This window comes from Alteromonas gilva, assembly GCF_028595265.1.
GTDB classification, from domain to species: Bacteria; Pseudomonadota; Gammaproteobacteria; order Enterobacterales; family Alteromonadaceae; genus Alteromonas; species Alteromonas gilva.
In genome coordinates this window covers 1164835-1183509 of record NZ_JAQQXP010000001.1, presented here as the reverse complement: position 1 = coordinate 1183509, position 18675 = coordinate 1164835, and the positions used below count along the sequence as shown (strand labels likewise).

Genomic DNA, 18675 nt, shown 5'->3' with positions numbered 1-18675 from the left:
CATGAAAGTAAAATGTCCAACATGTCAGCAAGATGTTGAATGGGTTGCCGCCAGTGAGTACCGCCCGTTCTGCAGTAAAAAATGCCAACTCATAGATTTAGGTGAATGGGCCGACGAAGATAAAGTCATCTCTACGCCCGTGCAAGACTCTGCTCTGGACAGTGGTATCGATCCTGAAGATATCGAAGCCATGCTCAGTGAGCAGCACAGCGACTTTTTTAAACATTAGGCACGCATTAATCATGATCCGTAATATTACATTCGTGGGTGCAACCCATGGTAACGAACAAAGTGGTATTCAGCTCGTTAAAAACTGGCAACGCTTTGGTTTGCCCGCCGGTTACAGCAAGCTCAATATTGATTGTTACCTGGCAAACAAAGCAGCGATGAAGGCCAATGTCCGTTTTGTGGAAGAAGACTTAAACCGCCAGTTCACTCCGGCGCTATTAAGTAAGACACCTGAAAGCCTTGAGGCGCAACTTGCCCACACCCTTAATCAACAATGGGGGCCAAAGGGCGCATCAAATATCGATTTACTCATTGATATCCACAACACGACCAGCGCTATGGGCGCCACTTTGATTATTCTCGAAACCGATGAGTTTCACACTCAGTTGGCCCGATACGTAAAGCAACAAATGCCAACCGCGAATATACTGGTCGAAGACGAGAAACCTGCCGCCGAGCATGGTTATCTGTGCACCCTTGGTAAGCGCGGTATTATGATAGAAGTGGGTGCCCAACCCCAGGGCTTATTGCGCGCCGACACCTACGCGCTCACGGCCCAAATGGCATTAACGGTTTTGGATTTTGTGGGTTTATACAATCAACAAAACGTGCCTGGCCTGCCCGCCTGCGAGGTATTTCGGTTTGGCGAAAACATTATCTACCCGCTCGACGGCGATTCAGAGCGTTTAGCCATGATCCACCCTGCTTTGCAAGACAAGGATTTTCAACCGCTCAACCACGGCGACCCGGTCTTTCAACTGTTTAACAGCGACGAGCAAACCTGGGAGGGTGACACCATATATCCTCACTTTATCAACGAAGCGGCCTATCACAAACTCCACGTCGCGTTTGCCACGGCAGTTAAAGCCACTCTGTAATAGCCCAGGCGGCAATATTGCGAAACCGGACGCTCCCGGTCTGTCAATAGAGCCGCAACGAGGCATGCATACTGCTGCGAAATGCGACAGCAGTATGCGGATATAATCCTTGCGCGTGCTCTGCTCAATCATGTCCTCTGTCTCGAATATTGATTCACCTGTTCAGGACACCCTCATCACATTTACCATACTAAATGTTAATACGTAAAAATTTATAATTGCGCTATTTTTAGTTATGCCAGTCCTGAATGTTGTAATGAAAGCGGTGTAGAGCGACGCTATTAACAAATTACATACTGAAGATTCGGACAATTCGAAACCGCAGATAACGAAGGCCACAAGTATTGCATCGTTATCTTCAGGGAAGAGCTTTACAGTATTACAGAGATGGTTTCTTCAATTTGATTTTTGGAGAATAACTAGTGTTAGTATCAGCAGCAAAACATAAAGTCCAGGTGACTGAAAAACAAAACGTCATTGACTTTCAGCAACAATTAATTAATTCAATTAATCAACACGTTGCGAGCATTGAGTTTTCTCCCAACGGCACGATTATCAACGCAAGCGATGAGTTCTTGTCGCTAATGGGTTACGCTAAAAATGATATTATCGGCGAACACCACCGGATATTTTGCGTTGGTGATACTGCATCCTCCCCCGAATATCAGCAATTCTGGCAGCAGCTCAATACTGGTGAAAAACAAAGCCGAACCTTTAAACGTAAGAAAGCCAATGGCGATATAGTATGGCTGGAGGCGACATACATACCGGTATTAGATCAGCGTGGTTCCGTGCGTTCAGTATTCAAAATTGCCTATGACGTCACGCAAAAGGTGGTAGAAAAAGAAAGCTTACAAGCCGTCAGTACTGCGTTGGATAAATCCATGGCGGTAATTGAATTTATGCCTGACGGTACCATAATTGAGGCTAACCAGAACTTCCTCGAAACAGTCGGTTACAGGCTCGAACAAATTAAGGGACAGCATCATCGACTATTCTGCACAGAAGAATTTCTGAGGGAAAATCCAAATTTTTGGGCCTCTCTTGGCAAAGGCAATTATGCTCAGGGTCTTTACGAACGTAAGAATAGCCAGGGTGACAGCATTTGGCTTGAAGCCAGTTATAACCCCATATTCGATAGCAACGGTACCGTAACGAAAGTGGTGAAGTTTGCCAGCAACGTTACCCATCAGGTTAAAGAAAAACAACTGATAGCTGAAGCGGCAGACTTGTCATTTGCCACCGCAGAGGAAACGGCCCAAATTGCGCAACAGGGTACAGAGCTATTACGTACGTCAGTGACAGCCTCCACAGATGCTATGCGTGATGTTGATACTACCAACGGCCTGATGCAGAAGCTCAACGAGCAATCGCACAAAATTGAGAATATTGTCTCAACAATTCGCTCAATTGCTGAACAAACCAACCTGCTTGCCCTTAATGCTGCAATTGAAGCTGCCAGAGCGGGTGATCAGGGACGCGGCTTTGCCGTGGTCGCAGACGAAGTGCGACAACTTGCCAGCCGCACCAGTTCGTCCACTGTCGAAATAGAATTGGTCGTCAACGAAAATAAAGAGTTATCACAAACAGCTTCAGGGCAGATGCTAAGCGTTAAGCGGAACGTAGAAGAAACTAACGACAAAATTGCTCAGGTGCAAAATGTAATGCACGAAATACATGTTGGCGCAGTGAATGTTTCTCAATCGGTTTCGTCAATACTGAAGTAGCGTTTACGTATGGCTTAATTTGACTCCTGATGTTGAGGCAAGGTGATGAGATCAATCTCGGCAAGTTCCGGAATTGCGCGCTTCATTTGCTGTTCCATGCCGTCAAGTTTGACGAAAAAGTCGCAATACCACCGGGCCTTTTCAGGCAAAGTCGTGAGCGCTGGCGGGCCTATTGAGTCTGACGTGGCGGCGTAGTGTGCCAGGCGCTCATTAATGGTTGCCATTTCAACTTCATCGACAACAAATCTGTCGGAGTCCATCGCGCCGAGCATGGTGAGTATACTGCCTACCGAGGTGGTTAAGGTTTTCGATAACGGCGCCATGAGTTCATTGTCTTCGAACTCCTCAAGCTCTTCTATGTAGCTTGGACCAAGATAGTAAAATGTGTGCTTATAACGAAATTTCACCCGCACCATTTTTTTGATATGTTTCATTGCCGCATTGAGCTTTTCGTAACTATCGTGTTCATTGCCCAATAGTGAGGTAAACATTTGCTCAACTGACTCAGCGGCTAAATCTATACCGGTTGTGGCCAGCAAGGTTACTTGCGGGATCACGGCATGCAGGCCTGTGGCATAGTCGGTGACTAAACGGGCTTGCTGATCATCCAGCTTGAGCCAGTTGCCGCCAACAAACAGTTGCTGCTGATGGTTAATCTGATATACGGTGAAGTAGTCTTTGAGAACACGAATTCGCTCGCCCTCTACCACCACGCCGTAGTTTAAGTCTACATCGCATGAATAGTGCGCCGCCACCGGTTGCGATACAGCGCTACCAGCAACACACAGCACTAATAATAGAATTCTGCACATACTTTTCATACCGATATTGTGAGAGCAAAACGATAAATGAAAAGTCGCTTTAGACCAGAGCACTAAAAATCAGGCTGAACAGTGTCGTTAATGTGGGCCAATGCCAGGGCTGCTGCAATGCGCGGTGGTTAGTCGCAAAAATACGTCACATTATAGCGAGAAACGCAGCAGCATCTTCAGAACGGCGAGCCACCGCGCTCGCTTTCTTCGCTTTGCAATACCTGCAAGGCTTCGAGTTGCTTTTTACCCGAGGCAATATCAGTCATGTCGTAAATCATCATGCTGATATGTTCGACCTTGCCGGTGGCTGAGACCAACGGAGACAAAATGATATTCTGATACATAAACTCTTCGGTGCCGGTAATAGGACGATAGTTTGAAAATTTAAACAGGTAGGGGCGTTGCTCCCACAGCATAAAGGCGCGGGTTTTCAGCTCGAAAACCGGCTTGGCTTTTTGCCCAAACCACTCTGGGTTAATATCGGGGAATAAGCTGAATAAGGTTTTATCGCGCACGTCGGATGGCAGCATGCCGCTGTGGCTTTCCATGAAGCCGTTCCACATTTTTACCCGAAACTGGCGGTCTAATACAACAATGCCGACATCCACCGTTTGCAGCATGTCTATGATCCAATGAAACTCAAGAACATCATCGAGGGCGTCTTTCGACATTAAAAATCCTCCAACAAGTGAGCCAGCTTATAATTCATCGTGGTCATTGAATTCTCGGTAAAGAGCAATATGAGTTCACACACGACGTTGTAACCTTCCAGACCGTAGGAAATTTCAATTGCCAGTGTGCGTTTCCATTTGAGCTTATTGGTGGCAATGATCTCGGTAATATTACGGTGCTGCCCCAAAACCACCGGCTGCCCCTGTGCAAAACTGATGTCGAGCTGTTCGGCAATACCGCTCAAACAGGTGCCGATCAGAATACTCGCCGCATCCATGAGCAACTCAAGCTGTTTCTGATCGTCAACCTCGCCGGTGACGTTCAAAATTTTAGCCACATCGCCCAAACTGGAGTCGCTGAGAATACACAGCGCCTCCCCTTGTACTCCGGGCCCTACGAACCCCTGACACACGGCGCTCACCTGCTCGTGGGTTTCAATGTCGCTGAGCAGCATATGAAGCTCTGACACTTCGATAAGGTTAACGTTAGGAATGGGTAAATGAACAAACACATTCAACGTACGCGCCAGGTGATCACCGGCACGTCCCATGGCAATATTGGTAATTTCCTGATAGCAGTCACGGATTTCCGGATCCAGAGGCGGAAATTCACTGTCTTCATCGGCTTTATCTGCATCAAGCAGTTTATGCCGGGTCATGACCTCAAGCAGCTCTGCGGCGTTGACCGGCTTACGAATAAAGTCCAATGCGCCAAGCTGCTTTACCCGCTCGTAGGCTTCCGGCTGCACATCGCCAGACACAACAATCACCTGAGTGTTGAGGCGCCGCTCACTAATGGTACGCAGTGTTTCATAACCATCCATCACCGGCATATTCAGGTCGAGCAACAGCAACTGCCCTTTACCAGCGGTAAGGGCGTCAATGGCTTCACCACCATGCTTGGCAAAATGAATGGCCACGTTCCAATCTTGCGGCAAACATTTGGCTACTTGCTTTCGAGCTACCAGCGAGTCATCACAGATTAATACAGAGTACATGGCTGTCCACATTGAGAATTTAAAGTGCCGTAACAGGATATCGCGTTAAGCACGCTCTTTAACAAATAGCAGCAGACCGCCAAAAATCAATAAAAAGGCGCAGTTTAACTGCCACATCACTGCGCGCTTTTAAAACAACAGCGGCAAAACCAGCGCAGTAAAAATGCCATTGATACACAATCCCACCGTTGCCAGCGCACCTTGCACCGGACCGGTTTGCAATGCCTTAGCCGTACCAACGGCATGACACACGGCGCCTAACGCTACGCCCTGGGCCTCAGGGAGCTTAACCGTCAGCGTTTTAAACGTGACTGGCGCCGCCACGGCGCCTACGATACCGGTGACAATTACGAATACCGCCGCTAATGCCGGTACGCCACCAATGGCGGCACCGGTTTCCATGGCCAGCGGACTGGTAATCGACTTTACCAGCATGGTCATTTGAATCGCCAGCGGCGCATGGGTGAGATAAATAACGCCCCAGGCCAGCATCGGCGCTACGATGCCACCAACGGCCACACTAAGCAATAAAGGTGCGCCCAAACTTTTGATCTTTTGCCACTGGTTAAACATCGGCACCGCCAAAGCAACCGTCGCCGGCCCGAGTAACCATTGCAGTAGAGCTGCATCGTGGCGATATTGGGCAGCACTGGTGCCGGTTATCCACATCACTGCAGCCACTGCACAAACAGTAAGAGAAAGCGGGTGCAACAGCGGATGCCCGCCACAACGGCGAAAGAGCTGCAACGCAATGAAGTAGAACAGCAGTGTAGCGGCCAGCCACAGGCCCGCACTGGCGGTTAAGCTCTGTTCAGCCACTGCTTGCAGACGTGCACCGATTTGAGAAATTGCCAGCTCGGCCCTTAACATTAGTTTTGCCCGCGCTTATCGAGCAGCCATTGCGCCACCCAGCCAGTGAGGCCTAAACTGACAACAGTGGTAACCACCAGTGCCAGTGTAATGCCCAGCACATTTGACAGCACAATATCCCAGAATAACCCTACCCCAATGACCGCCGGCACAAATAGCACCGACATGTGCGTGAGCAGCGGCTGCGCAGCACGACTAATTGCCGGTGTTGAGCGCTGACGCAGTAACAGGATAGTCAGCAATATAAGCAGCCCTGCGAGGGCGCCAGGCACTGGTGCGTTAAACACCAGTACTAAAAACTCGCCAACTAAATAGCAGGCAATAATGACTAACCAACCTGCCATACTCGCTGTAAGTTGTTGCATAAGGTTCACACATAAAACGAAAGAGCGGAATAGTAACGAGATTAACAGAAAACAAAAGAAGACTTCAGTCTTAGACCCGCGACACGCGCTGATTGTATAACACAACGACGCGATGATGACCTTATGCCGGGTTACCGATAACAGCAGCCAGACTGCGGTGGCAATGCGGCATTAAGCGGCGACTTATTTTTAGCCGGCTACCGTCGCGTAATTCGACATAATTGGCCCGCGCGTTAAGCTGCACCAGCCGCTTCACGTAGAACGTATTGACAATGATTGAGCGGTTGACCCGGGTAAATGCATCCTCCGGCAGGCGTTGTGCTAATTCGGTTAACGTTGAGCGCACAACCAGGGTTTCTTCCTGAGTGTGCACACACATGTAGTCACCGGCGGCCTCAACGTAGCGAATACTCTGCCAGTGTACATATTCCCAATCAGCACCACAGCGCAGCGCGATGTGATGATCAGGTGAGGCATAGCGTGTTTTTTGCCGGGTGAGTTCGGACAACAAACGCGATTGAGAGCAGGCGCGCTGGCGAATAAGTTGTTCGCTCGCCAGCCGCCATTTAAGCGCCTCAACACGCACCTGATACTGCTTAACAAGCTTAGCTAACTGCTTACCTCTGACTTCTGCTGAAGCCTCCAGGCTATAATAAGCACTGATCCCGGCCTCGAACGCGTTAATGGCATCCTGATTTGACCAGCCACACATTAAGCTCAGCACACCGTGTCTGCCAACGTTGAGCAGTTCCTCCATGGAACTGTCGTCGACCACAACAATGTTTAACCGCGGACCGGACTCTGCCTTGCCATCGTTATGATAACCGTAATGACCCGAACACGCCGTTAATTGCGCAATGATGGCTTCCTGAAGGTCGTCGGTGTAGTCAAACTCAAACGAAACCGGCAATAGCTGCGGCAAACTCTGCGCAAACTTATCAATAGCAGCGCTCGGTTTGGCAATAAAGCGCACACTGTGTTCCGGTAAAGCGTGTTGAGTCATTCGTTGCTCCGATTAAAAAAGGGGCTGCTGCAACACAGCCCCAACTCCAGGGTGGGATAATCGTTACAGCCTGGCCATCATACCTTTGTACTGCTCATCAAGACGGGTTCGCTCGGCAATAATACTGCCCGTTTTATCTGCGCCGTGATGCATGGCAAAGCTATACATATCCATACCATCACAAACCAACCCCCGGGCCAGTTGCGTATATTTCACCCCGCTGCGGTCTACTGCGCGTCGCAACGCCAGTCGGTTATCGTCTTTAATGGCCTGACATACGGCAACCAGCTTGTCTTCCATATCTTTTGATAGTGGCGCTGCCTGCACAGCAGACGCACTGCTTAATGCCATTACCGAACCAAAACCTACCACTACTGCTGACCGAACTATTCTGTTAATTACTTGCATGATGCTATCCTCAAATTGCTGCTTACCAATGAAGGAAGAAACAATCAGAATTCTTCCTTTTGCACCTATACAGTAGGCTCAGCGCATCAAAAGGTTGCGATCAAAACGTTAAAAACATGTGTATTTGAGATTTTGCGACAAACGGGATATAACTGCAGTTAAACGGTCGGGAAACGACTGGGTTTAGTCGTGTGTACCACACACTTTGTAACATTCAATGGCACTGCGAGGGAGCAAGGGGAGCAGCATGCGGGTTTAAATGACCGCCATAATGCTTTCACTTAAGTAGCTCAGCAGCAAACGGAACTGTATGCTTAGCCAACAACACTACCATGACATTAAACACCTGATAGCGCCCGGCGACATTATTGCGTTTGGCGGCACCAGCTTATTTTCTCGCTGGACTAAATTTACCACCCGTGCTCAGGTCACCCATACGGCACTGGTGGTCGATACCCCGGCCATCCATTCCACAGAGCAGGGGCGCCACGATTTAACCATGATCGAGGCAACGTCGATTAAAGGTAAAAAAGGCGTCATGTATAACTACGTGAGCGAGCGGGTTAAGCATTACCAGGGAGATGTCTGGTGGTTACCCCTGCACAATAACGCAAAAGCGCAGTTACAGGATAACTGGCAACACTTTCATGACTTTCTGCACCAACAACATGGTAAGGGGTATGATGTGTGGCAATTATTTGGTGCCGCCATCGACGTGTTTGATGATCATCGCTGGTTTAACTGGCTAACCTACAACCGCAAAAAGCTCAATCAATGGTTTTGTTCAGAACTGGTGGCTGAGGGGCTACGCTATGCCGGTATCGTTTCCGACGTTAATCCTTCAGAAACCACCCCCAAGGATATTTGTCAGTTTGATATTTTCGCCCCACAGTATGTGCAGCTTAAGGGCCGACCGAAGAAAATAAAGGGATATAATTCAATAAACCCGCTTGGCTGGGGAAACCTGGGTTAGCAATACAATAGTATCCGGCAACCTAACATTACTGATTAGGTCGAAAGGCTGGCAGCGTAGTGGTTTTCACCAACGCTGCAGTACAATGGCCGATGTTAAAAAATACTGTCCTGATGAACCCGGATAAATAACGAGGTTCCAGCTTTGGAGTAATCGATTTTATACTCTTTACCGTTCAGCGTTTGTACAAAGATGAGGGTTTTCTCGTCACCAAACACATCGCTTGCGGTAACATCAACCAGCTCCATATCCATCATTTTAGCTTCACGCTTGTTTTCAGGAATTTTACCTTCGTACTGTTTTATACCCCGAAAGGTGACAACAACCGGCGGCACATCGTCGCCATTAATAAGCAGCAAATCAAATTTCCGGATTTTATGGATAATGGTATTGCGGCCACTGATCAAAAAAGGCTTTTCAGTCATTGTTATCTCCCAATACAAATGCCAAGCCATGGCTAACGAACACTTAAGTAGCTGAAAGATAGCAGACTCTTACACTATTTGCACCTTGCTCGTGTCACGTCAGTAACGAAAATACTGCCTTAACCAAATTTATCTGTTGTTTGGGTAATATTCTTCGTTATCAGTATAATAATACATCAACTCGTTACAACATGGGGTGACAACGATAAAAAAACTGCTTATACTTGCGCCCGCCTGTGAAAACAGCGCATAACAACTCTCTGAATGGCCCTATAGCTCAGTTGGTTAGAGCACACGACTCATAATCGTTAGGTCCCCTGTTCGAGTCAGGGTGGGGCCACCATTTCTTGCTTCTTTTCATCAAAAGTGACTGCTGATAAAGCCTGGGTTAGCCAGATATTCTCTTGCTTTTTTTGCATTACTACCGGCATCGTTTACAGACCGCGCTAAGTGCAGCCCTGCGACTCTCATTACTTAAGAATCTGAAGTAAACACGGAAGTTCCAACCCGAGGCTCTGCGAGAGGCCAACAAAATACAACGGTTTTACTATTCCTCTACAAAACCATAATACTCCCTGCAACAGTCTTTCCAGTTGCAGAGAACGCACCCTGCGATTAACTCAAGAATGATCTTTGCAAACCGTTACGCTGTTTATATTTGATAATACACTCGCTATTCTGAATGCCAGTTAACACAAATTACTATGCGGAGATAAAATGAAAGCTGTTGGTTACAAACACTCTTCACCCGAATTAAGTTCAGATTCCCTCGTTGATATTGAACTTGAGAAGCCTGTCGCGACTGGGCGTGACTTACTTATTAAAGTCCACTCCATCGCCGTTAACCCCGTCGACTTTAAAATTCGGCAAAATGTTTCATCGACCGACGACTCCCATAAAGTTTTAGGTTGGGACGCGGTGGGTGAAGTGATCGCAACCGGTGACGATGTCACATTATTTTCTCCGGGTGACAGGGTCTTTTATGCCGGTGATTTAAATCGGCAAGGCTGCAATGCCGAGTATCAACTGGTTGATGAGCGCCTCGTCGCGCACAAACCCAAGAGTTTAAGTGACTCAGAAGCGGCGGCTATGCCGTTAACCAGCATCACGGCCTGGGAGCTATTATTTGAACATTTAGCGCTGGAAAAATATCCACAGGCAGGCGTGCAACAAGAGAGTAATGACGTATTACTAATTGTAGGTGCGTCGGGTGGCGTTGGCTCCATTATGGTCCAACTGGCTAAACAGCTCACCAATGTAACGGTCATTGCCACGGCATCACGCCAGTCAACGCAAGCCTGGGTCAAATCTCTGGGGGCAGATTACGTTATCGATCACAGCAAACCGTTAGTTGACCAAATTGAAGCTTTGGATATTGGTGCGGTCACGCATGTCGCAAGCTTAACCCACTCAGACACTTATTTAGATGATTATGTCAGTGTGTTAAAACCGATGGGCAAAATTGCCTTAATTGATGATCCCAAATCGTTGGACATCATCAAATTAAAACGCAAAAGTTTGTCGCTGCACTGGGAGTTTATGTTTACCCGCTCCATGTTTAAAACCGACGATATGATAGCCCAGCATCAACTGTTAACCGAAGTGTCAAGCTTAATCGACAAAGGCATCATCAAAACCACAGTTAACCAGAACCTTGGGGCTATTAATGCCAAAAATATATTAAAAGCACACGAAATCCTCGAGTCAGGGAGCTCAATAGGCAAGATAGTGTTAGAAGGTTTTAACTAGTTTAAGTTAACAATGGCATCGTGAGTACACATACAGTACTCACGCACTGCCAGTTTAAGCATCTTAAGACACCCACTCTGCGCATATGCAGACGCGCAGCATTTAGCTACTGATTGAGCCATTCCGCCAGTGATTGCCGGTGTGACTAACCAGGTTAAAAGGCTATAGACACGAGCTCGTGGTTCTTATTTTTTGTGTTACGCCAGCTGTCTCAGGCTGGGTTAACCCCCAGAAATTGGCTATAAGACGGGTTGATGAAATGCCAACATCCAGCATGTATTTTCCAGGCTCACCAAGTCCTTCGATACCTTTTGCACTGATCGGCGTGCCATGACCCATTGCCGCAATGGTATATTCCTCAATTAACACTCGCCCATCGCGGTTGCACCACACCTTTCGGGGAAAGCCGTTGACCGTCTCCACACGTGTTGGCGCTCCTTCGACTTGATGGATCTTTTGCCACTGCCGGGCGATGGCATCGGCATTCGAGCTATCAACAGTCGTATCCTTGTCGCCATGCCAGATAGAGATAGTTGGCCAAGGGCCGTTCGACTTCGAAGCGCCACGTACCAATGCGTTTAGCTTCTTATCCGATGGACCTCCAAACCCCTTCATGCGAGCGAATGCTTCCATCATATTATTTGCGCTGCGATAGGGTAGCCCCGCGATGATCGCTCCTCCCGCGAATACTTCCGGATAGGTAGCAAGCATCACAGACGTCATGGCACCGCCCGATGACATTCCGGTGATAAACACTCGGGAAGGATCGACATGATGCTCTTCAACTACCTGCTTGATCATCTGACTGATAGACAGCGGTTCGCCAGCGCCGCGCTGACTATTGACGCTCTCAAACCAGTTAAAACTGCCAAGCGGGTTATTAGACCGCCTTTGTCCCGGAAACAACAACGCTATTCCGCATTCATCAGCAAGTGTGGACCAGCCCGACCCGATGTTATAAATCTCGGCTGACTGTGTGCTGCCATGCAAGACAATGACAAGCGGGCCGTTTTTTGGGAAATTTCTTGGAATATAAATATCTGCACGCAGTGCGCCGGGATTTGAGCCAAAATTTTCAAGGGCACAAAGATGACTGATATTATGCGATGGTGTCATCGGATGCCTCACAGCTATCAAGGAGCTGATCGAGAAGTTTGTCTGATATTGGCTTTCTGTATTTTTCAACAAAAATAAGAATGCCACTTACACAGATACTATCACACTCCCTTGTCTGAGAGTATAAAAAGCAGGTGAAAGAGCTTGTTATTACATCATTCGTATCAAAAAACGTTGAATTAAAATCTCCATTTACACATAAAAAAATACATACCATTGATTTCAAATCAATTAATTAAATCATCATAGATTAAATTTAAGCGATAGGTTAACCTTAATTAATGCTTAAACAACAAATTGTACCTATCCTCGGACTTTCTGAACCAATAAGCTCTTTGAGCCACTTAATCACAGCTGTTATTTTTCTAATCGTCGGACTTAAAATTATTTTTGATTCCCGTGGAAATACATTGCGAGTTTCCGGGATCAGTTTATATGTATTTTGTGCTGTTTTTCTTTTTTCCATGTCCGGAGTATATCATCTGTTGGAAAATGGCAGTCTAGGTAATTTTGTTCTACAAATTTTGGACCACTCTGGCATTTATTTAATGATAAGTGGCTCTTTTACTCCTTTTCAAATAATCCTTTTAAGAGGCTATAAACGTTGGTTGACCCTCATTCTTATTTGGATCCTGGCGGTTACCGGACTTACATTAACTGCAATCTATTTTGAAGAAATGCCCGAGTGGTTGATCTTATCATTTTTTATAGGGATGGGGTGGATGAGTTTATTGACAGTTTGGTTTGTAAAAGACATTCATATAGCAACAGTTAAAATAATTTTTCTGGGTGGTATTATTTATACCTTAGGTGCCCTAATCGACTTTTTAAGATGGCCAAATCCAATAGAGGGAGTTATTCACGCTCACGAAATTTTTCATCTCTTTGTTTCTGCCGCTGCTCTTGTGCATCTCTATGGTATTTATACACTTTCACAGATCCCAATAAGTTCAAGGCTAGTGCTTATTGTAAAATATTACCCTAATTTTATTTGGGCTAAATTCACCACGGAAAACATTATCTTTAAATCCTACACAAAAGAAGAAATATTTAACGACATTGAAGCTTGGATTAAAAAAGAATTTCCAGAAAAACTTAAACCCAAAAATATTAAAGTTAAATATTATAGAGAAGACTTTTACCACCTTAATGAATAGATTTACGATCATCGTGAATATTTTACTGCCAGGACACCCGAATTAAAATAATAAGTTAAAAGCTGCTGATCGAAGGACAGCGATTCCATAAAGAGGCCTGCTAACGCATGGGCGTGTTGCTTAGCGGAATCGACCATCACGTTTACAGCCTGGTTAACCCCCAATGCTTGCGTTGGTTAACGCTATCGGGAACATAACTTCTAAGGCTATCTACCGTCGGTATAAATCACAGACCTGCTCGAATTACCGACTGCATTTTTCACCACAAAAAACGCGCATGGATGATGCCACGCGCGCTGTCTGTTAAGGTGTAGAACCTTCGTTAACTGTTATTGAAAGTAGTACGTCACTTCTACGCCAATCTCGCGGCCTTTTGCCAGTGGCGAGAAGGTACCAAAGCTAAGCTGGGTATCATTGCCCTGTTTTACATCGTTGAGCAGATTTTTACCAAAAATACTTACCACCCACGACATGTCTTCCGTTTCAAAATCCAGGCCGGCATTGAGGATCTTCTGATCGTCGATGTAACCCAGGTTGTTATCGGTGTAGAACGTTTTATCCCGATACGAATAGTTAATACGGCTGGTTAGTATGCCCCAATCAACGATTTCATGGTCATAGTTGAGCCCAACGCTGTAGGTCACTTCAGGCACGCGGGGAATTTCCAGCGCTTTGTCGTCACCATCCACCACACCATCGCCATTGAGATCGTAAATCACCTCATCGTACTCGGCGTCAATCAAGCCTAAATTAAACATTGCAACCAGGTTACTGGTAATGCGCACCATGCCGTCAAATTCAATCCCGGTGAGGGTCGCTTCTGCGGTGTTTTTGATGATTTGTACCAGCGAGCCATCCGGTGCCGGTAAGCTCACCTCGCGTTGCATATCATCTATTTTAGTGATGAATGCGGCGGCATTAAAACGGCCCCACTCAGTATCGCCCTTATAACCCACTTCGTAGTTATTAACTTCTTCTTCATCAAATGGACCCGGGCCGTTGGCCTCTTTCAACTCAGGCGTGCTGATGTCAGCGGTGTTACGCAGGTTATAGCCCCCTGAACGAAATCCTTTCGACCAGCTGGCAAAGAGATTGGTGTCACTATCGAGTTCGTAACGAACGCCGACTTTGGGTGACACGTTGCTCCAGGTTTTATTGTCGGTAAAGTCAAATACGCAGTCATTGGATTCGTAAATATTACAAACCGGTCCCTGGGGAATGATAAAGCCAGAATTAATACTGCTCACGTTCAAATTCATCGACGCGATTTGCACGCTTTTTTCTTCGCGCGTATAGCGTAGCCCGGCTGACACCGTCCATTGCTCAGACAAGTCATAATCAACCGCCGTGAAAGCCCCTACACTCTTGGTATCATGCAGACCACCGCCATCCTGATAAATACCGGCTGCCAGTAAATCCGGCGTGCCGTCGGCATTAATATCTGCCATCACCGTGGTTAACGGTAACTCACGACGTTCGTGATACAGCATGTCATTGGTGTAGTGGTAAAGCCCTGCTGTGACATTGGCTTTGCCTATATCTTTGTTAAAGCGCAGTTCGTGGCTGAATTGCTCACTGGTCGTCCATGAATTGGAATGGAACAGGGTAAATGGTTGAGCGTCGATGTCGCCGCGGGTTGGCGAGTAATAGTCACGCCAGCCAAAAATGTAGGTCATGGTGCCGCCCCCCACATCCCAGTCCATATTCAGCGATAACAAGTCAGTCTCGATTTGCTGATATCCCGGTTCGTTAATGGCAATATCGAAACTATCACGGTCAAACGTCACCGCGTAAGGCGCCAGCGGATGACCACCAGAAAATGCCAGGGTCGGGCTGATACCCATCCCGTTCACATGGTTCTGGCCAGACGGGCCGTCACCATCTAAATCCAGATTTTCATATTTTAAGGTAAAACTGAGATCGCTGGTGGGTTCCCAGAGGGTTGTCGAGCGGATTAGGGTTTGTTTTACCGCACCATGATCACTGCCATCAAATTTGTTTTCAAACCAACCGTCATCATCATTGTGATACACCGATAGTTTGGTGTAGAGGTTATCCGCCAGTGGAATATTAATGGCCCCCTGCACCGTTTTATTTAAACCACCCGGGCCACCGCCTGCTACCGATGCGCGCACTTTGCCGCTCACCACATCTTCGGGCTGCCTGGTGGTAATCAATATGGCGCCACCGGTAACATTACGGCCAAACAAAATGCCCTGTGGACCGCGCAGCACTTCTATCCTGGCGATATCAAACATATCAACCACTACACCACCATTGGTGCCAATGAACACCCCATCAATGAACACCCCAACCGTAGGATCAATAGAGGTAATCGAACTGTTAATGCCCAGGCCGCGAATCGAAAAGTTCGCCACACCTCTGGCGGTACCTACGTCGTCCAGCATGACGTTTGCGATACCGACCGACAAATCGTTCATATTGCGAAATTTCATCGCATCAAGCTGACTTTCGCCAAAAGCGGTAATTGAGACCGGCACGTCCTGAATCGACTCCACCCGCTTACGGGCGGTCACTTCGATGGTTTCAAATAACTTATCAGTACTCTTATTTGACTTTTCCTGTTCTTGTTGTTGTGCCTGAACGGGCTGCAACAGCGCCGACAAGCACAGGGCTACAGCCGAATAATTAAAAAGTGTGGTGTTCTTCCTACTTACACTGGTGGTGCACATGTTTTTTCCTCTGGTCCAAGTCATGTCTGCGACAAGCATTGTTAATAGTATGTTATCAGCTGAACACAAAACTAACACTTGCGAAAACAAGTGTCAATATATTGGAATGTTGTTTCGCTATGTAAAACTTATTATTCTAATTTGAACGATTTTTATGCTATTTTGGGGCGGGCAGATGCTGGGAGAGTTGGGCGGGCACAATGAACAATAAACTGCTCAGTACAGCACAAGTTATTAGTGGCAGATGAAAATCTACCTGATACAGCATGGCCGCAGCAGGCGGCCCTATCACGTAACCAATAGCCGGAGTGGCCGTCATTAGTCCGGTGATCCTGGCCCGCAGTGCTCGCTTACAGTGCTGTGTGGCACTCGCCGTAACACTTGGATAGCCAATGCCGAGTCCACCACCTATGGCTACCATACCGGCATATACCGCATACAGGGCTGTTGCTATAGTAATTAAGGCATAACCCAGTGTCATTAGTATTGCAGCCGTTATCAGCGCGGGCAGTAACGCCAGCCAGCGCTTTTGCACAACAGTCCACTGCACGGTTAACGCCGCCAGCGCACAGCACATCATGGCGGTGCCAGACGCTTGTGCTGCTTCCACCGGGGTAAGTCCAAAGTGATCAATAAAAATAAAGCCCAGGGTTTGTTGCAGCATCGCCAAACATATAAAAATGACCACCGCGAACATCATTAAGGGCAATGCAGGTAAAATAAGCCCCGGCGCGGTGGGTGAGTCTGCACTGTCTGTGGCCTGCGGCGCGGCGGTTTCCTCGGGTAATTTAAACCAAACCAGTAGCAGCGCCAGGCACGTTAGTACAATAATGGCGTACAAGGGTGCAACCAGTCCGAAAACCACTAGCAGTCCGGCCAGGCCAGGCCCCAAAACCTGCCCCAGATTGTTTGCAGAGGTCACCCGACTTAACGACGCTACCAAATGTAAGTCTCTGGCGCGGGCGTAACCCATGATATAGCCCAGTGCCGCCGGCGGTGTCGCCGACATAATTGTCGACTGAGCCATGCGGGCAGCAAGTAAGCATGCAAACAGGCCATAGCCGGTTAAGCTTTGTTGCAGGCCAAGCCAGAATACGGTGGCAAAGCAAAACGTACCGAGCGTATATCCGCCTAACCCGTACAATAATGTGCGCCGGTTCCCCGCCCGGGCGGCGTAGCTACTCCAGCGCGTGGTACCCACAGCAAAGATCAAAGCAGAAGACGACAAAATAGTCGCCACCTGCAGTTCTGACAGCCCGGCTTCTCTGCCCAGAGAGGGCAAAATGGCCATCACCACACTTTGCCCCATGGCGGTGGCCAGCAGCGCAATAAACAGTACCAGGGTTACCATGGCAACCGCCCTGTCCTGAAGTTCAGCTTATCAGTGTCAGCGGTCACCCGATCAGCAGTTAACTTCAAATAACGCCGCCATGCCCATACCACCGCCAATACACATGGTGGTCACTGCATAGCGAGCCTTACGTCGCTGCGCCTCAAGTAACACATGCCCCACCATTCTGGCACCGCTCATGCCATAGGGGTGACCTACAGAAATCGCGCCACCGTTAACATTGAGCTTGTCGTTATCAATGCCCAGACGATCGCGGCAGTACAATACCTGCACAGCAAAGGCTTCGTTGAGTTCCCACAAACCAATATCGTTAACGGTTAAGCCGTGGCGTTGTAGCAACCTGGGCACGGCAAATACCGGTCCGATCCCCATTTCATCGGGTTCACACCCGGTGACCACCATACCGCGGTAAGTGCCCAAAACCGGCAGATTACGCTGCACCGCTTGTTTGTCTGACATCAACACACTGGCCGACGCGCCGTCAGAAAGCTGACTGGCATTGCCGGCAGTAATCACGCCGCCGTCAATCACCGGCTTGAGCCCGGCGAGCCCTTCAAGGGTGGTGCCCGGCCGGTTACATTCGTCTTTACTGATGGTGGTATTGACCATTTCAGTGCTATCTGTGGCCTTGTCATATTGCGCATGCACCACATCCATTGGCACAATTTCGTTATCGTAAATGCCATTTTGCTGCGCTGCCGCCGTACGTTGCTGACTCTGCAGTGCATAGTCATCCATTTGCTCGCGGCTTATTCCATAACGTTTGGCTACGATTTCGGCCGTTTCAATCATCGATAAATAAATGCCCTCATGCTTTGCCTTTAATGCTTCGCTGTGAGCGCGAAACTTATTCATGTGCGCATTTTGCACCAACGAAATCGAATCCAGACCGCCTGCTACCGCAACCGGTACGCCATCAACAATAATTCGCTGGGCCGCCATACTGATAGCCTGCAAACCCGATGAGCAAAAGCGGTTAATAGTGACACCCGAGGTGGTCACCGGTAACCCCGCCATGAGCGCCGCCTGACGACCAATGTTACCGCCGGTTGCCCCCTCAGGCAGACCACAGCCCATCAGAACGTCTTCGACTTCGGCGCCATCAATCCCTGCTCGTTGCACCGCATGGGCAATGGCATGGCCGGCTAATTCTGCGCCATGGGTGTTGTTCAGTGAACCCCGGTAGGCCTTCCCTATTGGCGTGCGGGCAGTACTTACAATTACAGCGTCTGTCACGATTATTCTCCTTGG

At 48.0% G+C, this 18675-nt stretch carries 18 protein-coding genes, 1 tRNA gene and 1 pseudogene; 8 read left to right on the top strand and 12 right to left on the bottom strand.

Annotated features, from left to right (window positions below):
- The first annotated feature begins 1 nt into the window (after window position 1).
- From yacG to OIK42_RS20455, 4 genes and pseudogenes are all read left to right on the top strand, one after another.
- A complete protein-coding gene (gene yacG, locus OIK42_RS05270; protein WP_273638928.1) occupies window positions 2-229 on the top strand; it encodes a DNA gyrase inhibitor YacG in 228 nt (75 codons plus the stop codon).
- A 13-nt stretch (window positions 230-242) separates the two neighbouring features.
- Window positions 243-1106 (top strand): aspartoacylase, encoded by an 864-nt coding sequence (locus tag OIK42_RS05265; RefSeq protein WP_273638927.1) that lies wholly within the window; start codon window positions 243-245, stop codon window positions 1104-1106.
- Between the two features lie 422 nt (window positions 1107-1528).
- Window positions 1529-2302 (top strand): annotated as a pseudogene (locus OIK42_RS20460) (PAS domain-containing protein); the annotation flags it as partial.
- Between the two features lie 123 nt (window positions 2303-2425).
- Window positions 2426-2833 (top strand): methyl-accepting chemotaxis protein, encoded by a 408-nt coding sequence (locus OIK42_RS20455; protein WP_510166950.1) that lies wholly within the window; start codon window positions 2426-2428, stop codon window positions 2831-2833.
- A gap of 14 nt (window positions 2834-2847) precedes the next feature.
- Here OIK42_RS20455 and OIK42_RS05255 read toward each other — a convergent pair whose 3' ends face one another.
- From OIK42_RS05255 to OIK42_RS05225, 7 genes are all read right to left on the bottom strand, one after another.
- Window positions 2848-3645, bottom strand: a complete 798-nt coding sequence (locus OIK42_RS05255; protein WP_273638925.1) for a DUF2884 family protein — start codon at window positions 3643-3645, stop codon at window positions 2848-2850.
- A 176-nt stretch (window positions 3646-3821) separates the two neighbouring features.
- Complete coding sequence (locus OIK42_RS05250; protein ID WP_273638924.1) at window positions 3822-4316, bottom strand: PAS domain-containing protein; 495 nt, start codon at window positions 4314-4316, stop codon at window positions 3822-3824.
- Window positions 4316-5314, bottom strand: a complete 999-nt coding sequence (locus OIK42_RS05245; RefSeq protein ID WP_273638923.1) for a response regulator — start codon at window positions 5312-5314, stop codon at window positions 4316-4318. The genes OIK42_RS05250 and OIK42_RS05245 overlap by 1 nt, the downstream gene beginning before the upstream one ends.
- 129 nt (window positions 5315-5443) lie before the next feature.
- Window positions 5444-6184: an LrgB family protein gene (locus OIK42_RS05240; RefSeq protein ID WP_273638922.1), complete on the bottom strand. Its 741-nt coding sequence runs from the start codon at window positions 6182-6184 to the stop codon at window positions 5444-5446.
- Window positions 6184-6549, bottom strand: coding sequence for a CidA/LrgA family protein (locus OIK42_RS05235; protein WP_273638921.1), 366 nt, complete (start codon window positions 6547-6549; stop codon window positions 6184-6186). The genes OIK42_RS05240 and OIK42_RS05235 overlap by 1 nt, the downstream gene beginning before the upstream one ends.
- A 121-nt stretch (window positions 6550-6670) precedes the next feature.
- Window positions 6671-7552: a LytR/AlgR family response regulator transcription factor gene (locus OIK42_RS05230; protein ID WP_273638920.1), complete on the bottom strand. Its 882-nt coding sequence runs from the start codon at window positions 7550-7552 to the stop codon at window positions 6671-6673.
- Window positions 7553-7615: 63 nt separating this feature from the next.
- Entirely contained in the window at window positions 7616-7960 is a 345-nt protein-coding gene (locus OIK42_RS05225) for a DUF3718 domain-containing protein (RefSeq protein ID WP_273638919.1), read from the bottom strand.
- 310 nt (window positions 7961-8270) lie between these two features.
- Here OIK42_RS05225 and OIK42_RS05220 point away from each other — a divergent pair, with 310 nt between their 5' ends.
- On the top strand, window positions 8271-8933 hold the full coding sequence (locus OIK42_RS05220) for a hypothetical protein (RefSeq protein WP_273638918.1): 663 nt from the start codon (window positions 8271-8273) through the stop codon (window positions 8931-8933).
- Window positions 8934-9028: 95 nt separating this feature from the next.
- On the opposite strand, the gene OIK42_RS05215 is transcribed toward OIK42_RS05220, so the two are convergent.
- Window positions 9029-9358: a hypothetical protein gene (locus OIK42_RS05215; RefSeq protein WP_273638917.1), complete on the bottom strand. Its 330-nt coding sequence runs from the start codon at window positions 9356-9358 to the stop codon at window positions 9029-9031.
- Between the two features lie 266 nt (window positions 9359-9624).
- On the opposite strand from OIK42_RS05215, the gene OIK42_RS05210 reads away from it, so the two are divergent.
- Window positions 9625-9701, top strand: a tRNA-Ile gene (locus OIK42_RS05210).
- 374 nt (window positions 9702-10075) lie between these two features.
- On the top strand, window positions 10076-11107 hold the full coding sequence (locus OIK42_RS05205) for a zinc-binding alcohol dehydrogenase family protein (RefSeq protein WP_273638916.1): 1032 nt from the start codon (window positions 10076-10078) through the stop codon (window positions 11105-11107).
- Window positions 11108-11269: 162 nt separating this feature from the next.
- Here OIK42_RS05205 and OIK42_RS05200 read toward each other — a convergent pair whose 3' ends face one another.
- Entirely contained in the window at window positions 11270-12310 is a 1041-nt protein-coding gene (locus tag OIK42_RS05200; protein WP_273638915.1) for an extracellular catalytic domain type 1 short-chain-length polyhydroxyalkanoate depolymerase, read from the bottom strand.
- Window positions 12311-12504: 194 nt separating this feature from the next.
- Between OIK42_RS05200 and trhA the strand changes: the two genes are divergently transcribed.
- The gene (trhA, locus tag OIK42_RS05195) at window positions 12505-13380 is read left to right on the top strand and encodes a PAQR family membrane homeostasis protein TrhA (RefSeq protein WP_273638914.1); all 876 of its coding nucleotides are present in this window, start codon (window positions 12505-12507) and stop codon (window positions 13378-13380) included.
- A 329-nt stretch (window positions 13381-13709) separates the two neighbouring features.
- On the opposite strand, the gene OIK42_RS05190 is transcribed toward trhA, so the two are convergent.
- The 3 genes from OIK42_RS05190 to OIK42_RS05180 all read right to left on the bottom strand — a co-directional run bounded on the left by OIK42_RS05190 (window position 13710) and on the right by OIK42_RS05180 (window position 18660).
- Complete coding sequence (locus OIK42_RS05190; protein ID WP_273638913.1) at window positions 13710-16073, bottom strand: TonB-dependent receptor; 2364 nt, start codon at window positions 16071-16073, stop codon at window positions 13710-13712.
- Between the two features lie 157 nt (window positions 16074-16230).
- Window positions 16231-17424 carry an MFS transporter gene (locus tag OIK42_RS05185; protein ID WP_273638912.1) on the bottom strand — a complete coding sequence of 398 codons (1194 nt, stop codon included), beginning with the start codon at window positions 17422-17424 and terminating at the stop codon, window positions 16231-16233.
- Window positions 17425-17475: 51 nt separating this feature from the next.
- Entirely contained in the window at window positions 17476-18660 is a 1185-nt protein-coding gene (locus OIK42_RS05180; protein ID WP_273638911.1) for an acetyl-CoA C-acyltransferase, read from the bottom strand.
- Window positions 18661-18675 lie beyond the last annotated feature (15 nt).

What these genes read in the sequence shown, in the direction of transcription:
- OIK42_RS05240 (WP_273638922.1), bottom strand. Translation starts at nt 6,184, where the DNA reads ATGTTAAGGGCCGAGCTGGCAATTTCTCAAATCGGTGCACGTCTGCAA.
- yacG (WP_273638928.1), top strand. Translation starts at nt 2, where the DNA reads ATGAAAGTAAAATGTCCAACATGTCAGCAAGATGTTGAATGGGTTGCC.
- OIK42_RS05230 (WP_273638920.1), bottom strand. Translation starts at nt 7,552, where the DNA reads ATGACTCAACACGCTTTACCGGAACACAGTGTGCGCTTTATTGCCAAA.
- OIK42_RS05225 (WP_273638919.1), bottom strand. Translation starts at nt 7,960, where the DNA reads ATGCAAGTAATTAACAGAATAGTTCGGTCAGCAGTAGTGGTAGGTTTT.
- OIK42_RS05235 (WP_273638921.1), bottom strand. Translation starts at nt 6,549, where the DNA reads ATGCAACAACTTACAGCGAGTATGGCAGGTTGGTTAGTCATTATTGCC.
- OIK42_RS20455 (WP_510166950.1), top strand. Translation starts at nt 2,426, where the DNA reads ATGCGTGATGTTGATACTACCAACGGCCTGATGCAGAAGCTCAACGAG.
- OIK42_RS05220 (WP_273638918.1), top strand. Translation starts at nt 8,271, where the DNA reads ATGCTTAGCCAACAACACTACCATGACATTAAACACCTGATAGCGCCC.
- OIK42_RS05215 (WP_273638917.1), bottom strand. Translation starts at nt 9,358, where the DNA reads ATGACTGAAAAGCCTTTTTTGATCAGTGGCCGCAATACCATTATCCAT.
- OIK42_RS05185 (WP_273638912.1), bottom strand. Translation starts at nt 17,424, where the DNA reads ATGGTAACCCTGGTACTGTTTATTGCGCTGCTGGCCACCGCCATGGGG.
- OIK42_RS05205 (WP_273638916.1), top strand. Translation starts at nt 10,076, where the DNA reads ATGAAAGCTGTTGGTTACAAACACTCTTCACCCGAATTAAGTTCAGAT.
- OIK42_RS05190 (WP_273638913.1), bottom strand. Translation starts at nt 16,073, where the DNA reads ATGTGCACCACCAGTGTAAGTAGGAAGAACACCACACTTTTTAATTAT.
- OIK42_RS05255 (WP_273638925.1), bottom strand. Translation starts at nt 3,645, where the DNA reads ATGTGCAGAATTCTATTATTAGTGCTGTGTGTTGCTGGTAGCGCTGTA.
- OIK42_RS05250 (WP_273638924.1), bottom strand. Translation starts at nt 4,316, where the DNA reads ATGTCGAAAGACGCCCTCGATGATGTTCTTGAGTTTCATTGGATCATA.
- trhA (WP_273638914.1), top strand. Translation starts at nt 12,505, where the DNA reads ATGCTTAAACAACAAATTGTACCTATCCTCGGACTTTCTGAACCAATA.
- OIK42_RS05265 (WP_273638927.1), top strand. Translation starts at nt 243, where the DNA reads ATGATCCGTAATATTACATTCGTGGGTGCAACCCATGGTAACGAACAA.
- OIK42_RS05245 (WP_273638923.1), bottom strand. Translation starts at nt 5,314, where the DNA reads ATGTACTCTGTATTAATCTGTGATGACTCGCTGGTAGCTCGAAAGCAA.